The following is a 15,262-nucleotide window of genomic DNA, read 5'->3' as shown; positions in this document are numbered from 1 at the left end:
CTCAGCAATCGTTGGTTACATCTTTGATTTCTCGCGGAGTAACTTGTGATGCTGATAATCTTGTTGACTATCAGTCTGACTGCACAAGCACCCACACGAATTGCTTGATTCAGTTGTTAAAGAGCGGCTGGTTAAGATCTTTCATCTCAACCGAGCGGCGTATTCTACAGCAGCCTCTATTGCTGTCAAGTGGTTATTTTCAGAAGTTTTCAAAGAATCCTTTGCAACTTCAATCACTTGCGCTTTCGATCTCTCGTCAGCGGGAGGCGGATTCTACAGTGTTACACACCGCTGTCAACACCTCTTTTTCAACTTCCTTTTGGCTTCGATGACCTGAAGCAACCCGCTGCCGAAAACTTCATAACTCATTGTTTACCAAGGAGCTTTCCGTTTCGACTGCGCCGGAAGTGGGGCGGATTATAGACAGATAAAATTCGCCGTCAACTGCTAATTCAGGGTTTCTATCAGTAAAGCCGCCCCCCCCCTGAAACCTCGACTACCTATATAGAAGGATACGTCCAAGAGTTGCCCACCCTGCCCAACGCCATCAACGACAGGTACGTCATCACTCCCACCCCATCAATGCCATCGATGTTCACCATCGACCCAATGAAGTTCTCATAAAAATCCTGACGCGTAACATCTGCTCCATACCTACCCACAACACCCCGGAGCACACCACCATGAAACGCCAGATCATTCTCAGCCTCGCTTTCTCGGTACTGGCCGCCAACGCTTTTGCCGCCTCGCAGGCACAACCGGCCATCGACACCCAGCTCCAGCCAGTAATTGTCGAAGGCGGCTCGGATCGCCTGATCCAGAATCGCATTGCCGAAGGTGGCTCCGATCGTCTGCAACAGAACCGCGTCGCCGAGGGTGGCTCCGATCGTCTACAACAGAACCGCGTCGCCGAAGGTGGCTCCGATCGCCTGCAACAGAACCGCGTCGCCGAGGGTGGCTCCGATCGCCTGACCCAGAACCGCGCATGACTTGCAGTCCCGCAGTACAGGACAAAAAGCCCGGCCTGAACCGCCGGGCTTTTTCTTGCCTGCCCCGCCCTTACGCGCCAGACGCTCGCTTCATGCAACGCTGATAACGCTCATCGACACGCTTGGCGAACCAGGCCGTGGTGAGTTTTCGAGTAATTTTCGGGCTTTGCAATTCAATTCCCGGCAATACCGCCCGGGGCAGTGATTTGCCTTGAGCCTTTTGTGCAAGCTCGAACACCCGCTTATAGAGCTTGCTGTCTTCGAACGCCAGGCTGTCCCCCAGCTCCAGCTGATCGCGAATGGTCGTGTTACGCATGTCCAGGCGCTTACCCAGGCTCCGTACCGCCAACTCCGTTGTCCCCGGCATGATTGAGCCATGGCGGATCAGGTCACCATCCAGCGCCAGTGAACTACCGGTCGCACGATTGAGTGCCGCCTGGAAAGCCGCGTTGCGACTGGCGTACCAACCGGCATTGAAATCGGCAAAGCGGTACAACGGCTGACTGTAATTGACCGGGTAGCCGAGCAAATGCGCGATGCCGAAGTACATGCCGCCGCGCCGGGAGAACACCTCACGTCGAATCGAACCGTCCACCGCATAGGGATAGCTGCGCGCCTGCTGCTCGGCAAACGCGATGCTGACTTGCATCGGTCCTCCGGTATGCACCGGATTGAAGCCGTCGAACAGGCTTTTCCCCATCGGCACCCGGCCAATGAAGTCATCGAAGATGGCGCTGAGTTCTTTCTCACTGCGCGCCGCGTTCAACCGGTCGTTGTAGCTCTTGCCGTTCGTCGAGCTGACCTGCAAGGCACCCCGCACCAACAGGTTGGGGATGTGCGCCTTGGCAGCGCGTCGATCGATCTCGTCCCGGGCGATCTTGCCCAGGCCGGGAACCACAGGGTCCGCCTGAAACGTCGACTCCTGCTCGGTCACGGCCAGCACTGAACAGAGGTTCTGCGTGGTGGCAGGGATCTTCTGTTCCGCGAACGCTGTATAGATGTCATTGGCCCAGCCTTCACGGTCAAGGGTCCTGGCTGGTAACAAGCGGACAATCTGCGCTTTGACCTGGGCCGGTTTCGGCACCGCCTGCCGAGGGGCCTGGCTCGCGCAACCCGCCAGCAGCAAGAGCGCCGTCAGGCCGGTGATCAATGATTTGCAGTGCATGGGAGGTTCAAGGGTCCTTTTGACATACCGGGTGAAACGCTGGCGCCTACACTCCGGGTTTTCCCGGTGGAAATGCAAGCACCCGTGCTCTTCACTGAGAGATTGATTCGTGGCTGTCTGACACCCAAACGTTTGAAGGAGTTCGACGCGATGCTGACCCTGGATTTCCTGATCACCTCATTGATTGTTGTCCTGATCCCCGGCACCGGCGTGGTGTTCACCCTGTCCACCGGACTGAGCGCGGGCAAGCGAGCCAGTGTGTATGCCGCACTGGGCTGCACCGCCGGTATCGTGCCGCACTTGATGGCTTCGATCCTGGGGCTGTCGGCGATTCTGCATACCAGCGCGCTGGCCTTTCAGGGGTTGAAATTCGCCGGGGTCGCCTACCTGTTGTACCTGGCCTATGCCACCTGGCGCGATCGCTCAGCCTTTGCCGTGACCGATGTCCCCGTGACCCGCAGCGCTGCACACATCATGCTTCGGGCCTGCCTGCTGAATGTACTCAACCCCAAGCTGACGATTTTCTTCCTGGCATTTCTCCCGCAGTTCATCACGCCAGGCGGTCCTGCGGCGTCGCTACAGATGCTGACACTCAGCGCCGTGTTCATGCTCATGACCTTTGCAGTGTTTGTGATCTATGGCTTACTGGCCCACATTTTTCGCACCGCCGTCATTGAATCCCCCGGCGTCCAGAACTGGCTACGTCGCGGCTTTGCCGCCACCTTCGCCGCGCTGGGCCTACACCTTGCATTTGCTCAACGCTGAGCCCCGGTCCTGGAAAGGGTAATGCCGGACAGCCGGATCTAAACTGTAGGGATCCGCTTCGAGGCAAATCGGCCGTGTGGCACCTCACCTCCAATAAAACGCATAATCAAGAGAGCCCGCATGAAAAGAGTGCCGGTCGCCAGCCTGCCATTGGCGTTGCTGTTGTTCAGTGGCAGTCCCTACGTATTGGCTACCGAGGGCAGTGTCGGCAGGCCGATTACCGGCCAGATCATCTACACCAACGCCGGGATCATTCCACCGGAGCCTGGCTGGGTGGTGTCGGCGACCTCCATCTATTACGACGGTGAACTGAGCAAGAGCAAGCCAGCACCGGTGCGCGGCGAAGTGGGTAGCGGGTTGAAGATGAAAGTCTCCTATACCATGACCAACATCACTCGAATCTGGGACACCGGCAAGGGTCGCTGGAACTTTGCTTCGGCCGTTGGCCTGCCCGTGCAGTACACCGACGCCGAGGTCGACCTCACCGGACCACGCGGCCATACGGTGCGTGAAACCGACTACGGCACCCAGTTTGCCGACGCCCTGATCACGCCGATTGCAGCCGGTTACCACTTCAGCGCCACCGATCACATTGCGATGTCCTTGCCGATCTATGTGCCCACCGGCGCCTACGACAAGGATCGCCTGGCCAACGCCGGGCAGAACACCTACACCTTCATGCCGACCCTGGCCTACACCCACCTGTACGAGAAAGGCGGTGAGTTCAGCCTGCTGGGGGCGTTCGAGTTCTATACCAGGAACGACGCCACCGATTACCAGAACGGCTGTATCTTTCGCCTTGATGGCCTCTGGACCCATGGCCTTGGCAATGGCTGGGCGGCCGGGGTGGTGGGCGGCGTGATCAAGCAGGTGACCGACGACGAAGGTCCGACTGCCGACCAGTTGAACGGCTTTCGCGGACACTCGGCCGGTGTCGGGCCGTACATTGGCTGGAGTGGCAAGTTTTCCGATGCCCAGGCGAGCATCAATGGCCGCTGGGTGTCCGAGTTTGATTCCGTCAACCGACCGGAAGGTGGCGGGGTCAGCGTGAACCTGACGCTGGCGTTCTTCTAAATCTCAAGCCAGCGTCGCACGGAGCGCTCCTACGAGGGCAACGCTATGAACCGCAGCGACGTACTGATCATCGGTGCCGGCCCCACGGGGCTGGTCCTGGCGCTTTGGCTGTGCAAACTCGGGGTCCGGGTGCGCATACTCGACAAGACCAGCGTCCCCGGCACCACCTCCCGCGCCCTGGCCGTCCAGGCCCGCACCCTTGAGCTGTACCGCCAGCTCGACCTCAGCCAGGCCGTGGTGCAGAACGGCCACACCGTGCCCGCCGTCAATATGTGGGTCAAGGGCGTGCCCGCCGCGCGACTGCCCCTGGCGAGCATCGGCAAGGACCTGACGCCCTACGCTTTCCTGGAAATTTACCCGCAGGATCAACACGAACGGTTGCTGATCGAGCGTCTGGAACAATTTGGCGTGGAGGTCGAGCGAGACACCGAGTTGACCGGTTTCAGCGAGCACGACGGCGGCATTATCGCCCAACTGCTGTTGCCCGACGGTCAATCACACAGCTGCCAGGCCTGCTACCTTGCCGGCTGCGACGGTGCTCGCTCCACCGTGCGCAAGGCACTCGACATCGGCTTTCCCGGCGGCACGTACCAGCAAGTGTTTTATGTCGCCGACGTCAATGGCTCCGGCCCGGCGTTCAATGGCGAGCTGCATGTGGACCTGGATGAAGCCGACTTCCTGGCCGTGTTCCCCCTCGCCGGCACTGGCCGTGTCCGGTTGATCGGCACCGTGCGCGACGAACGCGCGGAACAGGCTGAAACCCTCAGGTTCGAAGACATCAGCCGTCGCGCCATGGATCACCTGAAGGTGCAAATCGATACCGTCAACTGGTTCTCGACTTACCGGGTCCACCATCGGGTGGCGGACGAGTTCCGCCTGGGTCGTGCCTTTTTGCTCGGTGACGCGGCCCACGTCCACAGCCCCGCGGGTGGCCAGGGCATGAACACGGGCATTGGCGATGCGATCAATCTGGCCTGGAAACTCGCCGCCGTCCTCAACGGTGGGGCCAGCGACAAGTTGCTCGACAGTTACGAGATCGAACGCATGGCCTTTGCCCGCCGACTGGTGGCGACCACCGACAGGGTGTTCAGCTTCGTCACCGCCGAAGGCCCGATCGCCGACCTGCTGCGTACCCGCCTGGCGCCCTTCCTGTTGCCGAAAATGGCGTCCGTGGAGCGGGCTCGAGAGTTTCTGTTTCGCACCGCGTCTCAAATCACCCTGAACTATCGGGGGATGCCATTGAGCGAGGGGCACGCCGGCCATGTGTTCGGCGGGGATCGCCTGCCCTGGGTGCCAGACGGCGTCACCGACAACTTCGCCAGCCTGAGCCGCCTGGACTGGCAGGTGCACGTGTACGGTGACACCAGCGACGAAATGCGCGCCTGGTGCACTGAACATCGTCTGGCGCTACAGGTGTTCGACTGGTTGCCCGCCCACGAAGCCGCCGGGTTGGCGCGCAACGGTTTCTACCTGTTGCGACCGGACACTTACGTGGCGGTGGCCGACCTGTCGGCCGACCCGAAAGTCATCGAACGCTACTTTCGCGACCACGGGATCAGGCCGTTCCTCTGCTGAGCACCCGTTAGTGCCGGCTCAGATCCCGCTCAGGGCCAGGTCCATCGCGAAGTATGTGAAGATCAGGTCCGCGCCGGCGCGCTTGATCGCACCGAGGCTCTCACGCACCACGCGCTCTTCATCGATGGCACCGGCGGCCGCACCGAACTTGATCATCGCGTACTCGCCACTGACCTGGTACGCCGCCAACGGCAAGCGCGAGGCTTCACGGATATCGCGGATAATATCCAGGTACGCCCCCGCCGGCTTGACCATCAGCGCATCGGCGCCTTCCCGCTCGTCGAGCAAGGATTCGCGCACGGCTTCACGGCGATTCATCGGGTTCATCTGATAGCTTTTACGGTCCCCCTTGAGCGCACTGCCACCGGCTTCGCGGAACGGGCCGTACAGCGCGGAGGCGAACTTGGTCGAATAGGCCATGATCGAGGTCTGGCTGAAACCGGCTGCATCCAGCGCCCGGCGAATGGCCTGGACCTGCCCGTCCATTGCCGCTGACGGGGCAATCACATCGGCCCCTGCCCGCGCCGCGGCGACCGCTTGCTTGCCGAGGTTGATCAGGGTGTTGTCGTTGTCCACCTCAGCGCCATGCATCACGCCGCAATGACCGTGATCGGTGTACTCGCAAAAACAGGTATCGGACATGACGATCATCTCCGGCACCGCGTCCTTGCAGATCCGCGCCATGCGCGACACCAGACCGTTTTCATGCCAGGTGTCGCTGCCGTTGCCATCCAGATGATGGGACACGCCAAAGGTCATCACCGACTTGATACCCGCTCGTGCATACCGCTCGATTTCACCGGCCAGTTTCGACTCGGGGATCCGACGCACGCCCGGCATGCTGGTGATCGGCACGAAATCGTCGATTTCTTCCTCGACAAAGATCGGCAAGACCAGGTCATTGAGGGTGAACTCGGTCTCCTGGAACAGGCTGCGCAATTGCGGGGTGCGCCGCAAACGGCGAGGACGGGCTTCGGGGAACTGACTGGACATGAGGTTTCCTGGCAGGAGGCCAACGGCCTGGACAAGACAAAGGTCGCAAAGACCGGAAGCTTATGCCCCTGCCCCCTTGCGACACAAATGCACATTCCGGAAGAGTTTATTACAGATCTGGCAATAATTGACGTTCGCCGACAGGGTTGCCCCCCGCGCCAGCAGACACCGTGTTGCCGGTGAGCTAGGCTCAAAGCCGACCCCAACACCCCGAAGGATACGGAGTACCCCCATGTTCGACATCCAGAACTACGGCAGTTTCATCGCGGCCATTGTGATCTTCCAACTGATGCCCGGCCCCGGCACGTTTGCCATCCTCAATGCCACTGCCCGCAACGGCATCGGCGCGGGTTTTGGCGCGGTCATCGGTACCCTGCTGGGCGATGCGGCCTACATGATTGCCGCCGCAGCAGGCCTGGCAGCGGTCATGCATGCCAACCCCATGTTGTTCCACGGTTTGCAATGGTTCGGTGCCGCCTACCTGTGCTGGATGGGCCTTGGCATGTTGTTCGGCCCGGTCGCCCGCGATACTGGCGGCGAGGAACCGAAACGCTCGGCGCGCACCTATCTGCGTAATGCACTGGTGATCAGCCTGACCAACCCGAAAGTCATGTTGTTCTTCGTGGCATTTTTCCCACTGTTCATCCAACCGGGTTCATCGAGTGTCACCCTGGTGGCGATGATGGTGCACATCACACTGATCAGTTTCCTCTACCAGGGGGCGCTGGTATGGGTGGGCAATGCCGCCGCGATTCGCTTGAAGACACTGCCCCTGGCCCGCACGATCGCCACCCGGGTGGCTAGCCTGGCGCTGATAGGCTTTGGTCTCAAGCTGGCGGCGAGCAACCGCTGAACACTGGCTCTGCCGGACGCTGAAAAACGCCACCGCCGCGACGGCAGTGGCGTTCCATTCATGGCTTTGGAATTTCCAGGCCGCGAATAACCGCCGGTCGTGCCAGAAAGCGCTCCAGCACCCGCAGTACATTCGGGAAATTGTTGATCTCCACCAGATGCCCGGCTTCATAGAAGCCGATCAGGTTACGCACCCATGGGAAAATGGCGATGTCAGCGATGGTGTAGCGCTCGCCCATGACCCAGTCACGACCTTGCAGGCGTTCGTCGAGCACTTTGAGCAAGCGCACACTCTCGGCCACGTAACGGTCACGGGGGCGCTTGTCCTCGTAGTCCTTGCCGGCGAACCGGTTGAAAAAGCCCAGTTGGCCAAACATCGGGCCGATACCGCCCATCTGGAACATCAGCCACTGAAGGGTCTCATAACGGGCGGCCGACTCCTGAGCCAACAACTGCCCGCTCTTGTCGGCGAGGTAAATCAGGATCGCTCCAGACTCGAACAACGCCAGGGGCTGGTCGCCAGGGCCGTGCGGGTCAAGGATCGCCGGGATCTTGTTGTTGGGGCTCAACGACAGGAACGCCGGGGACATCTGGTCCTGAGTGTCGAACGATACCCGGTGCGGCTCATAGGGCAGGCCTATCTCCTCCAGCATGATCGAGACCTTGACCCCGTTAGGCGTCGGTAAGGAGTAGAGCTGGATCCACTCGGGGAACTGTGCAGGCCATTTTTCAGTAATAGGAAATGCTGACAAATCGGTCATAATGAACATCCAGTGACAATTAAATGACTGAGCTCTGGCCTTGATCGTGGCGTACGCCGGGCCTTACCGCGGCTAGCTTAAACCCGCGCGTCGCAAGGGGAGCATCTTAATTCAGAAACATTATGTCGCTAACCTGGTACACGCCCCACAGGGCACCCCGGATAAAGTGCCGCCCGCAAACTTTATTCGAACCAACGGGCCTCAATAGACTCTGAAGCCAGCCCTAGTGCCAGACGATTTGCTCCACGACACGGAAAACCATCCGTAGCCAGGCAGGCTGCTCGCGATGGAAAGGTTTGTCAGCCTTAATCAAATGTGCTGAAGAACTTTTATTCAATGATCAACAAATTCAAGCTCACCCATCGCCTGAAGCGCCGCTCCTTGATGCTCTTTCCGGCCTTGCTGGTGGCAGGTGCCCTGTTCCTTGCCCTTGAGTCCAGCGAAAGCCGTGCGCAGCCGGCTGACGGCACCCAGACCCTGGTGTTCCTGCGTCACGCGGAAAAACCTGCCGGCGGCCTCGGCCAATTGAATTGCCAGGGCCTGAACCGTGCTATCGACCTGGCACAACTGCTGCCGGAGAAATTCGGCAAGGCCGATTTCGTCTTTGCCGCCAATCCGACCCGCAATGTCGAGGAAGGCGAGCTCGATAACTCCTACAGCTACATTCGCCCGTTGATGACCATCAGCCCAAGCGCCATCAAACTGGGGCTGCCGGTGAACATCGAGTTTTCGGCCAATGACACCAGCGAGCTGGCTGACGAACTGCTCCACAACAAGTACCACAACGCCACTATCTATACGGCCTGGTCTCACGGCTACCTGCCGGAACTGATCAACAAAGTGGCGCAAGAGGCTGTCGGGGGCAAACAGTCCATTACCGATGACTGGCAGTCCGGCGACTTCGACTCACTCTACGTACTGACCCTGACCTGGCATAACGGCAAGGCCACCTTGCAGAGCCAGCACTTCAAGCAGGGGCTGGACAACGGGGATGAGGCCTGTCCGACCTGACAGGTCGGCTTCTCACCCACAGGTCTTCACGTCTACAGGGGAAACCGGGCTGGGGTATGATGCGCCCCTTGTCTCTATTGTCCGGAACCCCCGCATGTCCAACTCCTTAGCAGCCCCTACACGGGGCTGGTCGTTCTGGTGGAAGCCCGCCCTGTTCCTGTTGGTGGCCTGCATCGGCCTCTACTACGTCAAGTGGTCGCCGTACTACTTCAAGGCCTTCGTCGCTGCCGACAACCACAGCATTGGCGCCTCGATTCTCAATGATGCGCAGACCTCGCCATTGGCGGCCGCCCTGGCCTACGCCAAGGTGTATTTCCTGGCGATCTGGAAAGCGGCGGTGCTGGCGGTCATTCTCGGCTCATTGCTGCAGGTGCTGATCCCCAGGGACTGGTTGCTGCGCCTGTTCGGCAAGGCCGGTTTCGCCTCGACCCTGCGTGGCGGGCTGTTCGCGTTGCCAGGCATGATGTGCAGTTGCTGTGCCGCCCCGGTGGCCGCCGGCATGCGTCGGCAAAACGTTTCGGTGGGCGCCGCGCTGGCGTTCTGGATCGGTAACCCGGTGCTGAACCCGGCAACCCTGGTGTTCATGGGCTTTGTCCTGGGCTGGGGCTTTACCGCCCTGCGACTGGTGGCCGGCCTCGTGCTGGTACTGGGAGTTTCACTGGTGGCCCAGCGCATTTCCCGTCCCGAGCACGTGCCGGAAGCCGCGCTGCAAGCCGTGGCGAACGTCAGCACCACGGATTCGCAACCCTTCCTCAGCCGCTGGATTCGCACTCTGTGGCAGTTGTTCTGGAGCACTATTCCGGTCTATGTCCTGGCAGTGCTGGTGCTGGGCGCCGCACGGGTCTGGCTGTTTCCCCACGTTGACGGGGCGATGGCAGACAACTTGTGGTGGCTGGTACCGCTGGCCATCGTCGGCACCTTGTTCGTGATTCCCACCGCAGCGGAAATCCCGATCGTGCAGACCATGATGGCCCTGGGCATGGGCACCGGCCCGGCAGTTGCCTTGCTGATGACTCTGCCCAGCATCAGCCTGCCGTCGCTGCTGATGCTGCGCAAGGACTTCGACACCCGGGTGCTGGTGACCGTGGCCCTGCTGACCATGCTGGTCGGCGTGATGTGCGGGCTGATCGGCGCGCTGGTGCTGTAAGACACGCGGGGCAAGGCGCTGGACGATCGGCGCCTTGTTCTCAAGCCTGTCGGCGGCTGCGTTCGCGCAGGTATTCAAGCACCGCGGCCTGCTCGCCCGCGAACTCGATTCGAGCGCCCTTCTTCTCGCGCTGGAAGGCGTACATCGGGTCGTAGTACTCGTTCAACAACCCTTCGATCCAGCCGCAGTGCAGGTCCACCGCACCGCTGCGTGCCTGTTCGGCCAATGCCGCTTCCATCAAGCCGAACAGCCGTTGGTGGCGCTCGCCACCCAGACGTTTGCTGATGTTGTTCAGGCTGCCCAGCAAGCGCTCGGAAAACTGCGCAAAGCCTTGATCGCCATGCACCGCGACAAACTCGGCGCACAGGTCCACCACATAATCACGCAGGATGCGCTCTATCCGCCCCTGCACACTGTCTTCCAGCCAGACCATCGGAAAACGCTGCATGCCCTGATACAGCGGCAACGGCAAGGCGCAACTGCCCACCATGCGGCTTTCATCCTCGAGCACAAACTGCTCGATACCCCTGGCGCGCTTTTTCAGTACATCAACTGCCAGGCGGTTCTCGAAGTCGATATTGGAGGGTTGCCCGCTCGCCCGCTTGCCAAAACTGGAACCACGGTGATTGGCATGCCCTTCCAGGTCCAGGCCATTGTTCAAGCGCGTGAGGACATCGGTCTTGCCGGTACCGGTCATGCCACCGAGCAAGACGAAATCGCACTGGCCGACAGCCTGGTCGAGCGTATCCAGCAGGAAGGTACGCATTGCCTTGTAGCCACCGCCGACCCGAGGGTATTCGATGCCCGCTTCATCCTTGAGCCATTGCTGGACGATCTGCGAGCGCAGGCCTCCGCGAAAGCAATACAGATAACCCTCGGGATGGGCCCGCGCGAAATCGGCCCAGGCCTGGATCCGCTCGGCCTTGATCGCCCCCGAGACCAACTGGTGCCCCAGGACAATGGCCGCCTGCTGGCCTTGCTGCTTGTAACAGGTGCCGACGCGCTGACGTTCGTTGTCGGTCATCAGCGGCAGGTTGACCACCCCGGGAAACGCGCCCTTGGTGAATTCGATCGGCGCACGGGTGTCCATCATGGGTCGATCGTTGAGAAAGATGTCGCGGTAATCGGTGATATCGACGGGCATCAAATCACCTCGACCGCGTTGCTCTGTCGCTCGACCAGTTCACCGATAGGCGCCAGGTCCAACCCCAGCTCGGCGGCCACCGCCAAAAACTGCTCGTTGCCCTCCGGTGTCACGGCAACCAGCAAGCCGCCACTGGTCTGCGGGTCGCACAGCACCCGCTTGTGCAGTTCCTGGACGCGCCCGAGTTTACTGGCGTAGCTGTCGAAATTGCGCAGGGTGCCACCCGGCACACACCCTTGGTCCAGGTAGTACTCGACCCCCGGCAGGCGCGGCACGCGGTCGTAGTAGACGCGAGCGGTCAGCGCACTGCCGTCGGCCATTTCCACCAAATGCCCGAGCAGGCCAAAACCGGTGACATCGGTCATGGCGGTCACGCCGGCAAGCTTGCCGAAGCGGCTCCCGGGCTTGTTCAAGGTGCACATCCAGTCGCGAGCCAGGCCCACGTCACTGTCGCGCAGCTTGCCCTTCTTCTCTGCGGTGGTGAGGATGCCGATCCCCAGCGGCTTGGTCAGGTACAGCAGGCAACCGGCAGTGGCGGTGTCGTTGCGCTTCATGTGGCGTTTTTTCACCAGCCCGGTAACGGCCAGGCCGAAGATCGGCTCGGGTGCGTCAATCGAATGACCACCCGCCAATGGAATACCCGCCGCGTCACACACCGCACGGCCGCCGCGAATCACTTCCCGGGCGATCTCAGGCGCCAGCACGTTGACTGGCCAGCCGAGGATGGCAATCGCCATCAACGGGTCACCGCCCATGGCGTAGATGTCGCTGATGGCATTGGTGGCGGCGATGCGACCGAAATCGAACGGATCATCGACAATCGGCATAAAGAAGTCGGTGGTCGAGACCACACCCTGCTCGTCATCGATGGCGTACACCGCCGCGTCATCACGAGATGCGTTGCCCACCCAGAGTTTCGGGTCGAGGTTCTGCGCGCCGCTGCCGGCCAGAATCACCTCCAGCACCTGGGGCGAAATCTTGCAGCCACAACCTGCGCCATGGCTGTACTGGGTCAGGCGAATCGGCTCGCTCATGAGGGCACCTCTGCAATTGAAGATGAGCGATTCTAGCAGAGCGCGCTGCCCGCACCCTCACTTGGCGTCCAATCGGCGTGACTGCCGAACTCTCGCCCCCATGCTGCCAGTTCATGACCGTTCGGCAACCGGAGTGAATTTTTCCTGCCGTGGACGATCACTCAACTACGACAGGGAGAAATAGCGACACCATGATCAACGCAAAATTGTTCGTCATTGAATACACCCTTCACGGTGTGCCCAAGTCGTTCATCATCCGTCACGAGAAGATGGACAACGCTGAAGCCTGGCACTGGGCCAGTTGTGACGCCGGTTTCGGCCGGATCGGTCGATTTGTCCGCGAGAACGTCAAAAAGACCAGCATGCCGCAAGCGCAGAAGTTCGGTATCGAGAACGTCACTTGGCGCCCGACCCGTTAACTCAATCGATGCCACCATCGAACGTGAAGCCCAACGGCCCCACGCTCAATGGCGTGCCTTCAACCGTGGGCGCCCTTCGCACACTTACAACCGGCCATGACGCAGGCTTCGCCGTGTTCGTGATGCTTGGCGCAACCTTCGCAGCAGTAATGCTTGCCATGACGGACGACGGAGTGCTCACCCAGTTTGCAGGTGCAGTTGGGGCAGGCGCAGGTGTCTCCTTGCTTGGCTTTCATCGATCTGATTCCTCCATACGGGTGGCTGTGCGGGCGTGGCACCAGAGCCACACCTCAAGCAACGACCGCGCACCTTGAAACCGACCCACAGAGACGACTGGCGGCCTTCGCTCATCGTTGAGGTTAGTCGATGCCACACACTCAGCCGGCCCCTGCGTACACGACCACTGGCATCAGGCAAAATGACGCGGTAGCAGTCCCCGGCAGACTGAATGTCATAAGCCCCCGCAAGCGACATGCCTGAAGGTTTCAGGCGACAGGGCAAAGCCTTGTATGCTGTGGCTACTGCCCTCGTACAAGGATCTGTCCGTGCTGCTTTTGAAACTGCTGGTGATCCCCGGTTTTCTGTTGTTGATCTCCCTGGCCGGCAAACGCTGGGGCCCCAGCATCGCCGGTTGGTTGTCGGGACTGCCGGTGGTGGTCGGGCCGATTCTGTTTTTCCTGGCGGTCGAGCAAGGCACGGCCTTTGCCGCCCAATCCGCGACGGCGGCCCTGTCCGCCATGTTTGCGATGATCACCTTCTGCGTGGTGTATGCCCAGGCAGCGCAACGGTTCAACTGGCCAACGGCGCTGTTGATCGCGCTGCTGAGCTGGACGTCCGTGGCGCTGGTGTTGTCGCTGATCCCCGCCTCCCTGGTGTTTTCCAACATCGCCGCAGCCACCGCGCTGCTGACCGCGCCTTACCTGTTTCCGGCGATACAGCCGCTGGTGTCCGGCCCAGCACCGAAGTCCGACAAGCTCCTGCTGCGCATGCTGGCCGGCGCCGCGTTGACCCTGGTGGTGACCCTGCTGGCCAGTACCGTGGGTGAGCGCTGGAGCGGCCTGTTGGCGGTGTTCCCGGTACTGGGCAGCGTCATGGCGGTGTTCTCCCAGCAAACCCGCGGGCCGGCGTTCACTGCCGCCTTGCTGCGGGCCACGGCCACCGGCATGTACTCATTCGCCGCCTTCTGCCTGACGCTGGCACTGGCCCTGCCTCATTGGGGATGGAGCGCATTTATCCTGGGTGTGGCGGTGTCACTGGGCATGTTGCTGGTGACCAAGCGCAAAGCGGCGCCAAGGCCCCTCGCCGCGACGATCGAACCGGTTGCGACTAAGCTCGTGGGCGGTGTTGACCGCACGCAACAACCCTGACTCCAGCCGCCGCACTACTGTTTACGAAGGAACGTAGATGACCGCCTCTCTTGAAGTGCTTGCCCCGGGCAAAAAAGCCACCTCGGCCACTGCCATCGGGACGATCGCCATCTTTCTTTGGTCCTGCCTGGCCCTGCTGACCACCCTCACCGAAGGCATCCCGCCGTTCCAGTTGCTGGCCATGAGCTTCGGCATCGCCTTCGTCGCCAGCCTGATCATTCTCGGGCGACGGGGCCGGGTCGGCTTCCAGAGCTGGCGCCAGCCGTGGCCCGTCTGGCTGACCGGCTTTCTCGGGATCTTTGTCTATCACGCCCTGTACTTCTTCGCCCTCAAAGCCGCGCCTGCGGCTGAGGCCAGCCTGATCGCCTACCTCTGGCCGCTGCTGATTGTGCTGCTCTCGGTACTGGGTACCGCAGAGCGCCTGCACGCACGGCAACTGCTCGGTGCCCTGCTGGGGCTTTTCGGCACGGCGCTGATCCTGCTGCAACGGCCCCAGGATGAAGTCGCGACAATGCCCATTGCCGGCTATCTGGCGGCGCTTGGCTGTGCGTTGGTGTGGTCGAGTTACTCGGTGATCAATCGGCGCTTCAACGAAGTGCCCAGCAGCATCATGGGTGGCATGTGCGGGTTGGTGGCGCTGGCCGGGCTGATCTGCCATCTGCTGCTGGAAACTAGCGTCTGGCCCGACGCCAGCCAATGGGCAGCGATCATTGCGCTCGGTCTCGGCCCCGTGGGGCTGGCCTTCTTCGCCTGGGACCACGCCACCAAACACGGCAACCTGGCGATGCTCGGCGCGCTCTCGTACCTGGCGCCGCTGATGTCGACCCTGCTGTTGATCCTCATGGGGCGCAGCCCGGTCAATCCGCTGTTGATCGGCTCGGCGCTGTTGATCATCGTCGGTGCCGTCATCGCGACCGCGCGCGCCAACGCACCGAAAGCCGCCGGCGAGGCCCAGCCTGACTGACC

At 61.1% G+C, this 15,262-nt stretch carries 16 protein-coding genes and 1 pseudogene; 11 read left to right on the top strand and 6 right to left on the bottom strand.

The window, feature by feature from the left end; translation table 11 throughout:
• Positions 1–332: pseudogene (locus CKW29_RS25850) on the top strand (hypothetical protein); the annotation flags it as partial.
• 351 nt (positions 333–683) lie between these two features.
• Complete coding sequence (locus tag CKW29_RS17620; protein ID WP_095143616.1) at positions 684–989, top strand: hypothetical protein; 306 nt, start codon at positions 684–686, stop codon at positions 987–989.
• 70 nt (positions 990–1,059) lie between these two features.
• Here the strand turns inward: CKW29_RS17620 and CKW29_RS17615 are convergent, their stop codons facing one another.
• On the bottom strand, positions 1,060–2,154 hold the full coding sequence (locus CKW29_RS17615; RefSeq protein ID WP_095143617.1) for a DUF1615 domain-containing protein: 1,095 nt from the start codon (positions 2,152–2,154) through the stop codon (positions 1,060–1,062).
• Between the two features lie 150 nt (positions 2,155–2,304).
• Here CKW29_RS17615 and CKW29_RS17610 point away from each other — a divergent pair, with 150 nt between their 5' ends.
• The 3 genes from CKW29_RS17610 to CKW29_RS17600 all read left to right on the top strand — a co-directional run bounded on the left by CKW29_RS17610 (position 2,305) and on the right by CKW29_RS17600 (position 5,568).
• Positions 2,305–2,919 carry a LysE family translocator gene (locus CKW29_RS17610; protein ID WP_095143618.1) on the top strand — a complete coding sequence of 205 codons (615 nt, stop codon included), beginning with the start codon at positions 2,305–2,307 and terminating at the stop codon, positions 2,917–2,919.
• Between the two features lie 120 nt (positions 2,920–3,039).
• Positions 3,040–3,993: a transporter gene (locus CKW29_RS17605; protein ID WP_095143619.1), complete on the top strand. Its 954-nt coding sequence runs from the start codon at positions 3,040–3,042 to the stop codon at positions 3,991–3,993.
• A 45-nt stretch (positions 3,994–4,038) separates the two neighbouring features.
• Positions 4,039–5,568, top strand: a complete 1,530-nt coding sequence (locus tag CKW29_RS17600) for an FAD-dependent monooxygenase (RefSeq protein WP_095148897.1) — start codon at positions 4,039–4,041, stop codon at positions 5,566–5,568.
• Between the two features lie 18 nt (positions 5,569–5,586).
• On the opposite strand, the gene hemB is transcribed toward CKW29_RS17600, so the two are convergent.
• Positions 5,587–6,561, bottom strand: a complete 975-nt coding sequence (gene hemB / locus CKW29_RS17595) for a porphobilinogen synthase (protein ID WP_095143621.1) — start codon at positions 6,559–6,561, stop codon at positions 5,587–5,589.
• Positions 6,562–6,793: 232 nt separating this feature from the next.
• Between hemB and CKW29_RS17590 the strand changes: the two genes are divergently transcribed.
• Positions 6,794–7,414, top strand: coding sequence for a LysE family translocator (locus CKW29_RS17590; protein WP_095143622.1), 621 nt, complete (start codon positions 6,794–6,796; stop codon positions 7,412–7,414).
• A 58-nt stretch (positions 7,415–7,472) separates the two neighbouring features.
• On the opposite strand, the gene CKW29_RS17585 is transcribed toward CKW29_RS17590, so the two are convergent.
• Positions 7,473–8,174 (bottom strand): glutathione S-transferase family protein, encoded by a 702-nt coding sequence (locus CKW29_RS17585; RefSeq protein ID WP_095143623.1) that lies wholly within the window; start codon positions 8,172–8,174, stop codon positions 7,473–7,475.
• A gap of 336 nt (positions 8,175–8,510) precedes the next feature.
• On the opposite strand from CKW29_RS17585, the gene CKW29_RS17580 reads away from it, so the two are divergent.
• Together CKW29_RS17580 and CKW29_RS17575 are read left to right on the top strand one after the other, a co-directional pair.
• Positions 8,511–9,185, top strand: a complete 675-nt coding sequence (locus CKW29_RS17580; RefSeq protein ID WP_095148896.1) for a histidine phosphatase family protein — start codon at positions 8,511–8,513, stop codon at positions 9,183–9,185.
• A gap of 94 nt (positions 9,186–9,279) precedes the next feature.
• On the top strand, positions 9,280–10,332 hold the full coding sequence (locus CKW29_RS17575; protein WP_095143625.1) for a permease: 1,053 nt from the start codon (positions 9,280–9,282) through the stop codon (positions 10,330–10,332).
• Positions 10,333–10,372: 40 nt separating this feature from the next.
• Here the strand turns inward: CKW29_RS17575 and mnmH are convergent, their stop codons facing one another.
• Positions 10,373–11,476 carry a tRNA 2-selenouridine(34) synthase MnmH gene (gene mnmH, locus CKW29_RS17570; RefSeq protein ID WP_095143626.1) on the bottom strand — a complete coding sequence of 368 codons (1,104 nt, stop codon included), beginning with the start codon at positions 11,474–11,476 and terminating at the stop codon, positions 10,373–10,375.
• Positions 11,476–12,510 (bottom strand): selenide, water dikinase SelD, encoded by a 1,035-nt coding sequence (gene selD / locus CKW29_RS17565; RefSeq protein WP_095143627.1) that lies wholly within the window; start codon positions 12,508–12,510, stop codon positions 11,476–11,478. The genes mnmH and selD overlap by 1 nt, the downstream gene beginning before the upstream one ends.
• A gap of 191 nt (positions 12,511–12,701) precedes the next feature.
• On the opposite strand from selD, the gene CKW29_RS17560 reads away from it, so the two are divergent.
• On the top strand, positions 12,702–12,929 hold the full coding sequence (locus CKW29_RS17560) for a DUF6555 family protein (protein WP_095143628.1): 228 nt from the start codon (positions 12,702–12,704) through the stop codon (positions 12,927–12,929).
• A gap of 59 nt (positions 12,930–12,988) precedes the next feature.
• Here the strand turns inward: CKW29_RS17560 and CKW29_RS17555 are convergent, their stop codons facing one another.
• A complete protein-coding gene (locus CKW29_RS17555; protein WP_095143629.1) occupies positions 12,989–13,165 on the bottom strand; it encodes a metallothionein in 177 nt (58 codons plus the stop codon).
• Positions 13,166–13,474: 309 nt separating this feature from the next.
• Here CKW29_RS17555 and CKW29_RS17550 point away from each other — a divergent pair, with 309 nt between their 5' ends.
• Positions 13,475–14,296 (top strand): hypothetical protein, encoded by an 822-nt coding sequence (locus CKW29_RS17550; RefSeq protein WP_095144060.1) that lies wholly within the window; start codon positions 13,475–13,477, stop codon positions 14,294–14,296.
• Between the two features lie 37 nt (positions 14,297–14,333).
• Positions 14,334–15,260 (top strand): DMT family transporter, encoded by a 927-nt coding sequence (locus CKW29_RS17545; RefSeq protein ID WP_095143630.1) that lies wholly within the window; start codon positions 14,334–14,336, stop codon positions 15,258–15,260.
• Positions 15,261–15,262: the final 2 nt, after the last annotated feature.

This window comes from Pseudomonas sp. Irchel s3a18 (assembly GCF_900187535.1).
GTDB lineage: Bacteria > Pseudomonadota > Gammaproteobacteria > Pseudomonadales > Pseudomonadaceae > Aquipseudomonas.
The sequence above is the reverse complement of the archived record's forward strand: the minus strand, read 5'-3'. Positions and strand labels throughout refer to the sequence as shown.

Coding starts and splice junctions, on each gene's coding strand:
- CKW29_RS17585 (WP_095143623.1), bottom strand. CDS start 8,174: ATGACCGATTTGTCAGCATTTCCTATTACTGAAAAATGGCCTGCACAG.
- CKW29_RS17555 (WP_095143629.1), bottom strand. CDS start 13,165: ATGAAAGCCAAGCAAGGAGACACCTGCGCCTGCCCCAACTGCACCTGC.
- CKW29_RS17545 (WP_095143630.1), top strand. CDS start 14,334: ATGACCGCCTCTCTTGAAGTGCTTGCCCCGGGCAAAAAAGCCACCTCG.
- CKW29_RS17600 (WP_095148897.1), top strand. CDS start 4,039: ATGAACCGCAGCGACGTACTGATCATCGGTGCCGGCCCCACGGGGCTG.
- CKW29_RS17575 (WP_095143625.1), top strand. CDS start 9,280: ATGTCCAACTCCTTAGCAGCCCCTACACGGGGCTGGTCGTTCTGGTGG.
- CKW29_RS17615 (WP_095143617.1), bottom strand. CDS start 2,154: ATGCACTGCAAATCATTGATCACCGGCCTGACGGCGCTCTTGCTGCTG.
- CKW29_RS17560 (WP_095143628.1), top strand. CDS start 12,702: ATGATCAACGCAAAATTGTTCGTCATTGAATACACCCTTCACGGTGTG.
- CKW29_RS17605 (WP_095143619.1), top strand. CDS start 3,040: ATGAAAAGAGTGCCGGTCGCCAGCCTGCCATTGGCGTTGCTGTTGTTC.
- CKW29_RS17620 (WP_095143616.1), top strand. CDS start 684: ATGAAACGCCAGATCATTCTCAGCCTCGCTTTCTCGGTACTGGCCGCC.
- hemB (WP_095143621.1), bottom strand. CDS start 6,561: ATGTCCAGTCAGTTCCCCGAAGCCCGTCCTCGCCGTTTGCGGCGCACC.
- selD (WP_095143627.1), bottom strand. CDS start 12,510: ATGAGCGAGCCGATTCGCCTGACCCAGTACAGCCATGGCGCAGGTTGT.
- mnmH (WP_095143626.1), bottom strand. CDS start 11,476: ATGCCCGTCGATATCACCGATTACCGCGACATCTTTCTCAACGATCGA.
- CKW29_RS17590 (WP_095143622.1), top strand. CDS start 6,794: ATGTTCGACATCCAGAACTACGGCAGTTTCATCGCGGCCATTGTGATC.
- CKW29_RS17580 (WP_095148896.1), top strand. CDS start 8,511: ATGATCAACAAATTCAAGCTCACCCATCGCCTGAAGCGCCGCTCCTTG.
- CKW29_RS17610 (WP_095143618.1), top strand. CDS start 2,305: ATGCTGACCCTGGATTTCCTGATCACCTCATTGATTGTTGTCCTGATC.